16 protein-coding genes are annotated in these 13,024 nt (G+C 35.1%); all 16 read right to left on the reverse strand.

Features of this window, described 5'->3' with window-relative positions; genetic code table 11:
* Nucleotides 1–19 precede the first annotated feature (19 nt).
* Nucleotides 20–712, reverse strand: a complete 693-nt coding sequence (locus Q6H37_RS27530) for a cupin domain-containing protein (RefSeq protein WP_318738107.1) — start codon at nucleotides 710–712, stop codon at nucleotides 20–22.
* Nucleotides 713–770: 58 nt separating this feature from the next.
* Nucleotides 771–1,319, reverse strand: a complete 549-nt coding sequence (locus Q6H37_RS27535) for a BMC domain-containing protein (protein WP_318738108.1) — start codon at nucleotides 1,317–1,319, stop codon at nucleotides 771–773.
* A 1-nt stretch (nucleotide 1,320) separates the two neighbouring features.
* The gene (locus Q6H37_RS27540) at nucleotides 1,321–2,649 is read right to left on the reverse strand and encodes a 4Fe-4S dicluster domain-containing protein (RefSeq protein WP_318738110.1); all 1,329 of its coding nucleotides are present in this window, start codon (nucleotides 2,647–2,649) and stop codon (nucleotides 1,321–1,323) included.
* Nucleotides 2,650–2,711: 62 nt separating this feature from the next.
* Nucleotides 2,712–2,975 (reverse strand): EutN/CcmL family microcompartment protein, encoded by a 264-nt coding sequence (locus Q6H37_RS27545; RefSeq protein WP_318738112.1) that lies wholly within the window; start codon nucleotides 2,973–2,975, stop codon nucleotides 2,712–2,714.
* Nucleotides 2,972–3,274 carry a BMC domain-containing protein gene (locus Q6H37_RS27550; protein ID WP_318738114.1) on the reverse strand — a complete coding sequence of 101 codons (303 nt, stop codon included), beginning with the start codon at nucleotides 3,272–3,274 and terminating at the stop codon, nucleotides 2,972–2,974. The genes Q6H37_RS27545 and Q6H37_RS27550 overlap by 4 nt, the downstream gene beginning before the upstream one ends.
* Nucleotides 3,275–3,292: 18 nt before the next feature.
* Nucleotides 3,293–4,138 (reverse strand): ethanolamine utilization protein EutJ, encoded by an 846-nt coding sequence (gene eutJ / locus Q6H37_RS27555; protein ID WP_318738116.1) that lies wholly within the window; start codon nucleotides 4,136–4,138, stop codon nucleotides 3,293–3,295.
* A complete protein-coding gene (locus Q6H37_RS27560; RefSeq protein WP_318738117.1) occupies nucleotides 4,120–4,821 on the reverse strand; it encodes a cobalamin adenosyltransferase in 702 nt (233 codons plus the stop codon). The genes eutJ and Q6H37_RS27560 overlap by 19 nt, the downstream gene beginning before the upstream one ends.
* Before the next feature lie 39 nt (nucleotides 4,822–4,860).
* Nucleotides 4,861–5,307 carry a EutP/PduV family microcompartment system protein gene (locus tag Q6H37_RS27565; RefSeq protein ID WP_318738119.1) on the reverse strand — a complete coding sequence of 149 codons (447 nt, stop codon included), beginning with the start codon at nucleotides 5,305–5,307 and terminating at the stop codon, nucleotides 4,861–4,863.
* A complete protein-coding gene (locus tag Q6H37_RS27570) occupies nucleotides 5,304–5,657 on the reverse strand; it encodes a BMC domain-containing protein (RefSeq protein ID WP_007059301.1) in 354 nt (117 codons plus the stop codon). The genes Q6H37_RS27565 and Q6H37_RS27570 overlap by 4 nt, the downstream gene beginning before the upstream one ends.
* Before the next feature lie 111 nt (nucleotides 5,658–5,768).
* Nucleotides 5,769–6,722: a choline TMA-lyase-activating enzyme gene (gene cutD / locus Q6H37_RS27575; RefSeq protein WP_318738120.1), complete on the reverse strand. Its 954-nt coding sequence runs from the start codon at nucleotides 6,720–6,722 to the stop codon at nucleotides 5,769–5,771.
* Between the two features lie 127 nt (nucleotides 6,723–6,849).
* Entirely contained in the window at nucleotides 6,850–9,390 is a 2,541-nt protein-coding gene (gene cutC, locus Q6H37_RS27580) for a choline trimethylamine-lyase (protein ID WP_318738122.1), read from the reverse strand.
* Between the two features lie 49 nt (nucleotides 9,391–9,439).
* Nucleotides 9,440–10,909 carry an aldehyde dehydrogenase family protein gene (locus Q6H37_RS27585; RefSeq protein ID WP_318738123.1) on the reverse strand — a complete coding sequence of 490 codons (1,470 nt, stop codon included), beginning with the start codon at nucleotides 10,907–10,909 and terminating at the stop codon, nucleotides 9,440–9,442.
* Between the two features lie 27 nt (nucleotides 10,910–10,936).
* Complete coding sequence (locus Q6H37_RS27590; protein ID WP_007059297.1) at nucleotides 10,937–11,239, reverse strand: BMC domain-containing protein; 303 nt, start codon at nucleotides 11,237–11,239, stop codon at nucleotides 10,937–10,939.
* A gap of 27 nt (nucleotides 11,240–11,266) precedes the next feature.
* Nucleotides 11,267–11,563 (reverse strand): BMC domain-containing protein, encoded by a 297-nt coding sequence (locus tag Q6H37_RS27595; protein WP_007059296.1) that lies wholly within the window; start codon nucleotides 11,561–11,563, stop codon nucleotides 11,267–11,269.
* A 68-nt stretch (nucleotides 11,564–11,631) separates the two neighbouring features.
* Entirely contained in the window at nucleotides 11,632–11,898 is a 267-nt protein-coding gene (locus tag Q6H37_RS27600) for a hypothetical protein (protein ID WP_318738125.1), read from the reverse strand.
* A complete protein-coding gene (locus Q6H37_RS27605; RefSeq protein ID WP_318738127.1) occupies nucleotides 11,885–12,991 on the reverse strand; it encodes a hypothetical protein in 1,107 nt (368 codons plus the stop codon). Before Q6H37_RS27605 ends, Q6H37_RS27600 begins: the two co-directional genes overlap by 14 nt.
* Nucleotides 12,992–13,024 lie beyond the last annotated feature (33 nt).

Below are 13,024 nucleotides of genomic sequence, written 5' to 3' on the forward strand. Positions count from 1 at the left end.
TTTCAACCTCATCTAATTCTTAGCCATCGGATAAAAGATCCGCCCAATTTGCTGGGTATGTTGTATAGAATACCCTAGCTTTATCTGGTGAACCCCAAACTACTTTGGTATTTGATGGTACAAATAATACATCACCAGCGTGAGCTGTATATGTCTTTCCATTGATTTCTACTGTTAAAGTTCCTTCAATAACATAGTCAATTTCTTCATAAGTCAATTCCCAATCAAATTTTGAGTTTTCAATGATTAAGAATCCAGCACTCATCTTTGATTCATCTTTGCTTACTAACTCCTGGAAATAAACTTTGTTATCTGGATTTCCAGTATCAAATACATCCATTTTTACTGAACTTCCTCTAACCACCTTAAGTCCACTAGCGTCAGTATCAGCTTCAAATGGAAGGCTTTTGCCCTTTAAGCATTCAAGCATTTGTTGAAGGAGACCTTTGTCCATCATTGCTCTAAAGAAGTTAAGCATTTGTTCGCAGTCCATATCCTCTACATTTAGTGGCTTTTTAACTTCTTGTTGTTGTATTTTAACTTCTGGCTGCTGCTTTTTAACTTCAGGAGCTTCTGTTGAAAATATTATTCCATTATTTTTTGCAAGATCTTGAGCTGATGGTGTGATTATTTCACTGCCATCTATACAAAATACCTTTTCTCCCTTTAGTATTAATGCTTCAATATCTTTTACAGATATTAATTTTTTCACTTTATCACATCCTTTTATTTATTACGAAGTCATTATAATATACCTAGTTCTTAACCTATTAGAATAAAGATTCCACTAATCTGTTAGAAACTGAAGGTATAACTTCAGCATTTACCAACATACCTTTTTGTCCTGCAACAGCTTTTCCAGCTTCAATACCAGTTTGAACTGCAGCTACATCTCCAGTAAAAGTGAAGAATGACTTACCCCCAAGTCCTGTTCCTAGTCTAAGCTCTAAAGGCTGTAATTCAGCAGCTTTCAAAATTGCATCAGCAGCAATAACCATTGTTGCTAAGGAGAAAAATTCTATAATTCCAAGTGCCTGAATTCTATCCGGCATTGTTGTGCCTGTTATTGCTGGGAATACTTCAGGGCTAACATTTGGTATAATAATAGAATCAACTAAAAATTCTTCTGCCGCACTTTCACCAACACCAACTGAATCCTGAACCGCTGCAACATCACCTTGAACAATAGCTATATATTTTCCTGGGCAAACAGAACTTGCAGTTACTATTTCCACATCAGCGGTTTTTACCATTTGATCTGCTGCATATATGCCACGTGCAATACTTGTAAACTCAACCATACCTATTGCTTTTGACATATTAATCCCTCCTTATCGTAATAAAATCATTTCCATTTTCCACAACTGTTCCTGAAATACTTGCATGAATTGCAGCACCCAAACTATCTTCAGGAATTTTGCCGATAAGCTGCCCTAGTTCCACATGATCTCCAACAGAAACAACAGTGACTGTTGGTGCTCCTACATGCTGTCTTGTTGCAATATGCACCAATTCAGATTTTATTTCAACTTCTGTCATAGGAGCAGACTTGTCGAAATCATGTAAACCTAATCTAACTATAAGACGCTTACTTGGAACTAATCTATATTCTCGATTTCTGCTTGCAGTGAACTCTGACTTTATCGCTTTATACCTTATATTCTCTTCTGCCAATTTCCCTTTAAAATAGAGATTTGCAGCTTTAGGATAAAGTCCCGCTGGACATGAAAACAATTCACATAAATTACATTGACAACATAGTTGTGCACTTTTCTGTCCTTCAATATCTTCTAATTTATAGTTTAAAGCCCTCATCATCTTGTGAGGCTGTGTATTATGTCCAATGAGATAACGAGGACACATATCTGTACACATACGACACTGTTCACAGGAAGCTCTGTTTACTCTTCTTGCCTGTTCTATATTCATAGATTTTTTACGAATAAGGAAATGATCCTTTTTCAAGATTACAAATCCCTTGTTTTTCTTTGTAATATATCCATCTATACTATTCATTACAGGTCCCATCATAGGGCCACCATCAATAACTGCATAATTTTCAAAATTTTCTATTCCACTAAGCTTTAATACATCTATAATAGGTGTTCCTATTGGTACTTTTACAGTTAATCGTTTAGGAATGTCTCCTGCAATTGTGATGTACTTTTCTGTAACTGATTGTCCCCTAGAAGCATGGTAAATATTTAATGCTGTCTCTGAATTCACTACCACACAGCCAACCTGTATCGGAATACCTGCTTCAGGAACAACTCTTCCTGTAAGTTCATAAACTAGAACTTGTTCATCACCTGCTGGATAAATATCTGGAAGCTCTTTTACTTCAACAAAATCGCCTACCTGCAGTGCTTCAATTCTTTCTCTTAGAATTGAGATCACTTTTTTGTGCTTTCCTTTAATACCTATAATAGCTTTCCTAGCTTCAACAAACTTTCCTGCTGCTTCGAATCCTTTAATTATTTCATCTGGAAACAACTCCATGAGCTGCTGATCCACTCGCAGCAAAGGTTCACACTCAGCTCCATTAAGTAATATATATTCCGACTTTGATGTTAGCTTTGCATGTGTAGGAAACCCTGCACCACCTGCACCAATAACGCCGGCTTCTCTCACCATTTCAAGAAGATTCATTTTTACCTCCCTTGTAGTTCTCTGTGATCCAAGTAACTTATTAACTCTTATAGATTCTGAACTTACCCAAAATTACAATCTTCATCAATCATTCCAATAACAACTGCATCTACAGGAATATCCTCATTTCCCAACATCCTCCGTGCAGATGAGCCAGTACTAACTATAACCCTATCTCCAATACCTGCACCAATATTATCTACAACAATAAATCTTCTTCCTGCATCTGTTCCTCCGATTTCCTCTGCAAGCATAAACTTAAGTCCATTAAGAGAGTCTGCCTTCCTAGTTGCCCATATATTATCAATAAGTCTTGCTGCTATCATATTGCTTTTACCTCTTTCATTCTAAATTTAATTTCATCCAATGCAGATTGTACAGATGCTGTGTCACCGAAAATTCCAATTAAGACCATATGTTGAGGACATGTTCCTCTTATATCTTCAACGGTAACTCCAACAGCCTTTTCAGCAATATCTGCAGCATAAATCATATCAATAAGCTTCCCCTGAACAAGTCCTATTGCATCACTGCTATCTAAATCTGTCTTACAGTTTCCACCCATTCGTCTTCTTAGAATGTCTTTAGTGCTTTCAGAAGGCGATTTTATTATTCTAAAATCCACTTTTAAACACTCTCCTCATTACTCAATAACATCTTGAGTGCAGCTTAAGGCTATACCAAGTGGTGTGACAAACATAGGATTCTTAGGCTTATGCGTATAAACTCCTGTTTGTTTTGCAATTATTTCTTCAATTCCCGTTAAACAACAAGTACCACCTACTAAAGAAATTTCCTTAACATCATAATTCTTAATATTATAATTAATAATTGATGCTACTTTCTCAACTACCGGTTTTAATACTGGTAAAATTTCTTTATGGTTCTTATTATCTCTTTTGAATTTATCTGCCTCTTTAAAAGGCATTCCATATGCACCTGAAACAACTAGTGAAAAATGAGTGCCGCCTGTAGGCTCATCAACAACATAAACAACTTTTCCATCCTTTAGAACTGATATACCAGTTGTTCCGCCGCCAACATCTACAACTGCACCATTCTCAATTTTAAGTAAAGCATTTGCAGCAGTAGGCTCATCTAAAAGGTTTGTTAGTTCAAAGCCTGCAGCTTGAACTACATTTTTAATTGCTCCACCATCTAAGGAATCTGTTCCTGGTGGTATTGCAGCAGCAGCATAAAGAAGTTCTGTATTAAGTTTTTCTTCAATTTCCTGTTTAAGCTCTCTAACAAGCTTTACTGCTCCAATATAATCAACAACCATACCATCTCTAACTACATCTGCATATCTATATGCGCCTGCGACAGGCTCATAGTTTTCATCTAAAACTGCTAGCACTACACATGCAGTTCCTAAATCCACACCTGTATAATAAACAGAAGAGTTATTACGTATTGGTTTTTCTACAACTTCTTCAAACTTTTGAACCATTTGGTCACAATATTCGAAAGTTAGATTTTTCTCTGACATTGCTTTCCTCCTACTGCTGAACAAATCAATTGTGACAGCGAATTAATTATTGAATTAACATTATTTATAATTCTATTTTTTAAATCGTCATCATCATTTTCATAAGCATCAATTATTTCGAAGTGTATTTCCCTTAAAGCACAACGAAGTATATGGGTTTTTAATATTACATTGCTTTTATTAAGCTGCATATGAAATTCTGTTATTTCAAAACAATCCTCAAACCCAATTGTGAAATTTAATGAATTCATGCTAGTACACTCTTTAAAGAAAACAGGTTCAAGTGTACCTTTTCCTTCCACAACATTTCTTATATTTGATATTTTTCTACCTAAACTTATAATATTTTGTGCTAAAATAATATCTTCCTTTAATATTTCACTGCTAGTAACAAGAAATGTTGCCTCTATAGATTTCAATTTACAACAAAGCTTCTTTTTTAAACTCAAATTTAAATTCGAATTAGTTTTTTCCTCTTGCTCTACCGCTTCTACCTGTTTCTCATCCTTTACTTGATTATGATCCTTGTCCTTTGAATCATCATTAATCAATTTTATTCTTTTATCAGATAGGTATTGAGCTGCACCAGGTGTAAGCCGTTGTCCCTGTTGTAACTTATAGGTATCAAAAGGTTCTTTTCTGTATAAATCTCTTAAATACTCTTCGGTAATAAATTTGATCATCACCCTTTACTCCTTACATTTTTCAAATAAACAGAATTCTTAGAGTGTGTATTCATCGGATAAATACTTCTTTAAGGCATCAATTCCTGTTCCCACTTTGAAACTAATATGAAAATATGGCTCCAATATTCCTATATTCTTTAGCTGCCTTACACACTTTTCTTCATTTTCAGGCATAAGATCACATTTTGTTATAACTCCAATTACTGGACATCTAAATAATTTTGCAAATCCAGGGGAGTATATTTCAGTACAATTAGACTGATCAACCAATATAAGCACATAAGCTGCATCCTGAGCTGCTGCAATTATATGTTTATACATCCACGCATTCTCTATATAGGCGCCTGGAACATCAATGGTATTTTTGCCATAAATCAAATCTGGTGTTCTCCTTAATTGACCATCATAATCATTTAATGCGTTAACTAAAGTAGTTTTGCCACATCTTGATGGACCAATTACCATTATCCGTTTTTTTCTCATGTTCTTGTGATGGGAGCAGGAGTAAATCCAAGCATATCTTTAAGCGTATCATTTACTGCATTAAGTGCTGTTTCAACACTTTGAACATCACCATTTATTACCACAGACCCTGTAAAACGATCTAGAAATCCAATTTCCACATCAGCAGTCTTTGTGGCAATGTCTGCTGCAATAATAGCAGTTTCATAAGGTGAAAGAGTTAAAATACCTATTGCTCCTTTTTCATCAATTCCAAGACGTTCATATATATCATGCATAGGTGATGCGATAACATGTGCTATAGTAATCTGTTTTCCTGGAACAGATTCCTGTATAATACGCTGTATATTCCTATCAGAAAAATCTCCCATAAATCTTACCTTCCATCTTAATTATCTATTTGAAAATTATTTAATGAAACTCCTTTTCCTTCGTCGAATGAGTAAGCGATTCACACAAAATCATAGATTTTGGTTCTCTGCTTAATGACGAATTACTTTTGCAGATAAATCGTACTGTTTAATCCATTCTTCTATTCTATTTAAATCTTCATTAGTCAAACTTGGATCATCTTTTATTGGATATTCTATTCCTAATTGTTTGTATTTATTTACACCCATTTTGTGATATGGAAGTAAATCAATTCCTTTAAAGTTTCTGTAATCTTTATAAGGCTTCAAAAGCTCCATTGTTTTTTCAATATCTTCTTTTTGATCATTTACGCCTTTAAGTAATGGCATACGAATTTTTACATTATATTTACGGCGAAGTAATTCTTGAAGGTTTTCTAAAATCTGTTCGTTTCTGACCCCAGTCCATTGAAAGTGTTTATCAGAATCAATATGCTTAATGTCAAATAGGAATAAATCTGTGAACTCCGCAACTTTAAGTACTGATTCCAGTTTTGCGTAACCACAAGTTTCAATTGCAGTGTTTATACCCGTATGCTTACATGCCATTAATAAACTGCTTGCAGCTTCAGGCTGCATTAAAACTTCACCACCACCTAATGTAACTCCTCCGCCAGAAACTTCATAAAAAGTTCTATCTTCCTCTACGATTTCTAAAAGTTCAGAGATGGTTTTTACTTCTCCAACTATTGATATAGCAGATTTAAGGCAGGCATCCTTACACTTACCGCATCCAATACAATCAATATCACGATTAACTTCATGTTTTAAAGTTTTGCTATTTATAGTGTGTATGCCTACGGGGCATACGGAAACACAAGCCCCGCAGTCAACACATAAATCACTTTTAAACATAACTTTATTCTTTCTAATCAAGCCTTCAGGATTTGCACACCATTTACATCTAAGAGGACATCCCTGAAAGAATATTAGAGTTCTTACTCCATCTCCATCATACATATTGTATTTTTGTATATTAAAAATCGTCGCTTTTCGTTCAATTATGCCTAAATTTCCATTACTCATACTTTTCATTCTCCAATTTTATCCACATTGATTTTTAATATATATTTAGATGAAACTCCTTCTCCTTTTAGTAGAATGAGTAAGCGACCATCACAAAATCAAAGATTTTGGATGTCTGCTTATCCGCTTAAAAATGTGTAAGCACAGTTCTGCTTATGATTTCATCTTGAACATCTTTACATAACTCAACAAAGAATGCACTATATCCAGCAACACGAACTATTAAATCACGATACTCTTCTGGGTGTTTTTGTGCGTCAAGTAAAGTTTTGTTATCTAGATAGTTAAATTGCATTTCTCCAAGTTGAAGAGCACATGCACTACGTAATAGTGTAATGATTCCTTGCTCACCCTCTGGTGTATCAAGAAGACCAGCTATTAACTTAAAGTTATGAACCATACCTATATTCATGTCTTCACAGCTCATCTTAGAAACAGATTTAATTATAGAAGTAGGTCCTTTATAATCTGCTCCTTGAGTTGGACTTATACCATCTGATAATGGAGTCCATGCTCTACGTCCATTTGCAGTAGCTCCAGTAAGTTGTCCAAATGGAGTGTTGTTTGAGATTGATAAAGTACCGTGGCTAAGCACTGAATATAATGTCTTATATTTACGATGCTCTTGCTCAGTAAAGTTGATTAAATCAGCAGCAATTAAATCTGCGTAATCATCATCGTTACCATACTTAGGTGCTTCTAAACAATCTTTTCTTAATTGTTCATATCCAGCGAAATCTGCTTTTAAAGCTTCATTCATTTGTTGTAATGTATATTTTTTCTCATCGAATACTAATTTCTTTATAGCTGCCATAGAATCTGTATAAGTAGCAAGACCACTCCATACTACTCCAGGTCCGAAGTTATACATAGCTCCGCCTGCTTCTACTCCTCTACCTTTTTCCATACAGCCTTCATACATCATAGACATAAGTGGCTTTGGTGCAAGGTCTTTGTGAACACGTTGAGAAATTACTGTAGCAACACTTGTCCATTTAGTGATGTATTTAATTTGCTCTTTAACAGCAGCTTCAAACTGTTCATAAGTTTTAAAGCTTCCTAAGTCTCCTAAATTTGGGCACACCTGCTTACCATACCATAGTGGTACACCATGGTTAAGAACAAGTTCTATACATATAGGCCATTGAGTATATCCTGTAGAAGTCCATTGATATAATCTTCCTGCCTTCTGAGGTTCAACGCATCCCATTAAGCAGTAATCTCTTGCATCTTCTATAGAAACACCTTTAGCTAACATTATTTTTATATGAACATCATCAAAGTGACATGCTGGGAATCCCATACCTGCACGGATAACATCTACTATTTTCTTAAGGTATTTCTGTGGTGATGCTTTGTGTATACGACATGCTAAAGATGGTTGATATATTTTAACATGACGAACTGCATCCATTAAGAGATAAGTTAAGTCGTTTGTAGCATCACGTCCTTCTCTAGTAACGCCACCCAAACACATGTTAACAAATGGCTGATAACCTGCAAAGAATTTAGAACCACCTTCACTTGTTATCCACATCATTTCAGACATTTTTATAAGCATACAACCTGATAGTTCAAATGCTTCAAAATCAGTCATACGTCCAGCTTCAATGTCAGCTTTATAGAATGAATACATGTATTGGTCAACACGCCCTATTGACATACCTGTTTGATTTTCTTCAACTACAAGTAATGATTCTATAGTCCAAACTGATTGAATTGCTTCCCAGTAAGTACTTGGTTTATGTGCTGGAACTCTAGCATTTACTTCAGAAATCTTTTGAAGTTCTGCTTTACGCTTAGGGTTAGTTTCCTTTGCAGCAAGTTCAGCTGCATAGTCTGACATACGTTTAGCATATATCATAACACCTTCAGCAGTATCAACTAATGATTTATAAAAATAGATTTTATCTATATCTTCTGGATTTTCATAATTAAGCTCAGCTAATTTCTCTTCTGCTTCTCTCTTTATGTCAAGCATACCTTTTTTCATTAAGATAACATCATATCCTGGGTTAGAGTCTCCTCCACCATTTACTGCATGATATGAACAATCTGAAACAAAGGATTCTCCTGAAAGTTCCCATACTCCAGCTTCACGATACTGATCTTCACAGTATTCATCAACTGATTTACCTTGCCAATATGGGAATAACTCTTCACGCATAACCTTCTTGTCTTCTTCAGATATATAGAATGGATCTTGTGGACGAGTTCCTATTGTATCAATTTCATCCACCATCCATCTCCATGCTATATCAGGAGAAAATGCACCTGCACGAGGCTGTCCATTTGGTGCTCCAACAATAAGTTCGTTATCTTGGATTACTAGCGGTGCAGTTTCACAACAGTGTTTAAAACATTTACCACGTAAAACTGATTTAGGAATACCAGGGTTTTCTTTAGCTATTTTAGTAATAGCTCTTGCACGGTGAGTTGTTATACTTGGAACGTGTTTTAAGTAAGTTTCCTTTAACTTAACTAAACGCTCTGTTATTCCATCTGGAATTTGACCATTATTATCACCTGTAACACATGTATGAGCTGGTTCTTCTTTTGTTATTTCTTTAGAAACACTTGAAAACATCTTCATTAAACTTGCACGTTCTTCTTCAGTCATGTTTTTAGTGGCTTCCATAAATTTGCTTGAAAATTCACGAATATCCAAATTTATTACCTCACATTCTTTAAGATATTTCATATTTTAAATATGATTTTTATTTTAAGTCCTTCATAACTTTCTTCAAAATACTCTCTAATAGCTTAATGTTGTCTATTTCTTTTGAATTTACTTTTTCTTCTTCAATGTCTACTGTTTTAATAATTTCATCTACTCTGCGAACTCCATATCCAACTTTACGTACATATATTAAGTTCATAGGTGAAACGTTATCTGAAGTCATTCCATCCCCTGCAGAACCACTACCTAATGTCATTGATGGAAATAGATTTGTAGTTGCTCCCATGCTTCCAAAAGTACCTGGAGTGTTAACAAGCACCCTACCAACAGGTTTTTTTAGTGCAAATTGTCGAATAACTTCTTCATCCTTGGAATGTATAATAAGGGTATGTCCCTGTCTTTCACTAAGCAATAATTCTATACATTTTTCACAAGCATGCATCCAGTCGTCTTCTATATAAAAGGCCAACACAGGACATAGCTTCTGCTTTGAATAAGAATTTTTTGGCGAAACAAACTTTTGCTTAGAGATAAGAAGCTTTGTATCCTCCGGAACAGTGAACCCAGCATTTTTTGCAAGATATTGTGGTGGTTTACCTATTATATCCACATTTATGCTTCCATTCGTCTCTAAGAAGGTAGCTGCCAATTTTTCGCCTTCCTCTTCTGTCATAAAGTATGCACCATTTCTTTGAAGTTCTTCTTTTACTTCAGCTGCAACACAACTATCAACGACAATTGATTGCTCTGCACTGGATACAACTCCATAATCAAAATTTTTGCTGTCAATAATATCTTTAACGGCTCTCTCTATATCTGCTGTACGCTCTATAAAGGCTGGACCGTTTCCATTGCCACCATAAATTACTGGTTTGCCAGATTTATAAGCTGCATCAAGCATTTCCGGAACTCCCGTATTCATTATAAGAGAAGTATCTTTATGATTCATAAGCTCTAATGAACCACTTGGAGTTACCGTGTGTAAATATGCAAGAGCGCCTTCTGGAAGCCCTACTCCCTCTGCAGCTCTAATTAAAATGTCAATTGTTTTACCAATTGTATTTTTAGCTCTATGATGAGGTGAAAATATAATTGCGTTTCCTGATTTAATTGCAATTAACGCTTTATATATAGTTGTAGAAACAGGACTAGTTGATGGACAAAAGGCTATAATGACACCCATTGGCACTCCAACTTCCGTTGTCTTTCCTACCTTATCTTCACTAATTATACCTACACACTTCATGCCTCTAAGTCTATTTTTCAGATATCTGCATACAAAGCGGTTTTTGATATATTTATCTTCCCACTTTCCATATTCAGTTTCTTCATTAGACATCTTAGCAAGTTCCTTTGAATGTTTTTCAATCTCTTCAGCCATACGTTCAACTATCTCATCAAGCTTTTCCTGTGAGAAAGTTGCTAACTTTTTTTGTGCTTCACGAGCATTTTCAACAAGAATTCTCGCTTCTTGCATGGAGAGCAAATCATTATCAATAATTCTCATTTTTCTCTCTCCCTTTTCAGTTTTATATTAAGGATTCAAAGTTTCAAGTGAATAGCGTTTTATTATTTTGTCAAGATCCTCATGAGGACTTGCAATAACAACTGAGCTGTAAACTTCAGAACCCATATCTTCAACGGCTTTTACACCAGTTTCTACAGCTGCTTTGCATGCTCCTACGTCTCCACGAACTAACACTGAAATATAGCCAGAAGCTACATTTTCAAAACCAATTAATTCAACATCTGCAGCTTTGCACATTGCATCTGCTGCCTCCAAAACATAGACTATACCAAATGTTTCTATTAAACCTAAAGCTTTGTATCTGCTCATATATAGTTCCTCTCTCCCAATTTATTTTTATAGATCAATATCATATATTGAAACAATGTCTCCAATATCCTTAATTGGTCTTGGCATAACATTTTGTGCTGTGAGCTTTCCTATTACTGAAGCTGCAGCAGCTCCTGCTTCTACAGCAGCCTTAACAGCAGCAACATCACCCTTTACCATAATTGTAACAAGCGTAGAACCAACGTTTTCATATGATATTAGTTCAACATTAGCTGCCTTTAACATTTTGTCTGCAGCCTCAATTGCAGGAACCATCCCTAATGTTTCAATAAGACCCAATGCTTCTTCTCCGTAATATCTCATTACATCTTCTCCTCCCTATTTTGCGATACATATGTTTTTAATTATTTAAACAACTAAACTAACTTTTATTAATCTTTAATATATTTATTTATTGTTGCAGCCCCATCTTCATGAGCATGATAATAAACAACTAATTCTCCAGCTTCGTCTAATTCAAATCTTGTTTCTTCAATAAGACCATTTGCTTCAGCTGTCATTATCGCATTAGTTACAGCCTTCTTTTTTAGAGCTCTAAAGCTTCCATATTGTCCTTTTAATGCTTCTATAACATTATCAGCAGAAGCTTCCTCAACCTTAGTAAAATGTTTCAAAATAGCATAATTAAGCGGCTTCATCTGTAAAACCTCCCATATCATTTTTTCTTCTAAATAAATCCAGTGGATTCATAGATATTGTAAGGATACCAAACATCATTATTACAGCTCCAATCCAAGCAACTGAAGGTAATGCCCATCCATCCTTGCCTCCATAAACTCCTAATAATAGTAGGCAGAATAATGGTCCAAAGAAGGAATATGTACCATTACATGCAGTACCAAGTCCTGCTCCACACATACTGTTTCCAGCATACCATGTCATAAAAGTAATAACTGATAAAAGACCACTTAATATAAACCATCCCATTGCTGGACCACTTGTAAATGCTTGTGCTGCAAGATTAAAAGAAATACCAGCTTTACCAGACATTATTCCTAGAACTGGAACTACAATAAATAAATTTGCTATACCTGATGTTACTTGACGAATAGCAATACCAATTTCATAATCAATCATTGCTGTACCATATCCAGCTACACAACCTTCAAAACCCCATCCAAGAGCTGCTATAATAGCTATAAAGAATCCAACAAAAGTTTTTGTTGAAGCAGCACCATTCGCAAAGCTTGTACTTCCAATCACGAAACTAGCAAATACACATATTAAAATACCAAAAGCCATACGTTTATCTAATTTCTGTTTAAATAATACTTTACCAAGTATTGCTGCAATAGCAGGACATAGTGCTGATATTGGAACAACTATTGAGCCAGCCATTTGAAGAGCTATAACATAAGCTGTACCAGCTACAGGTCCTCCAATTAGAGCTGCTAATATCATGACACGCCCTGGTTTTGTTTTAATACATCTTATAAAGTCTCCAAATTTACCTTTAATTACTGAATACAAAATTGCCCATACAGCACTAATTGAGTCATTTATTGCATTACCAAGTGCTGCAACTAAGTATGCTAATACAAATGCTGATAATCCTGCTGTATTAGCCCCATACCAATCTCCCCATACTCCTTTTGTCATTCCCATGGTTAAGAATGCTGTATACATTCCATAGGTAAGTCCTGAAAATAAAGCCAGTGATATACCTTTCTTGAAGAAATTACTCGTTAATTTGTTCTTTGCAATTATTGCTGCTTTTGAAACTTCTTTCATAAAATTAAAACTCCTTTCAATTAATCTTTTTTA

The organism is Clostridium sp. JS66 (genome assembly GCF_033561535.1).
Classification (GTDB): Bacteria; Bacillota; Clostridia; order Clostridiales; family Clostridiaceae; genus Clostridium_AM; species Clostridium_AM carboxidivorans.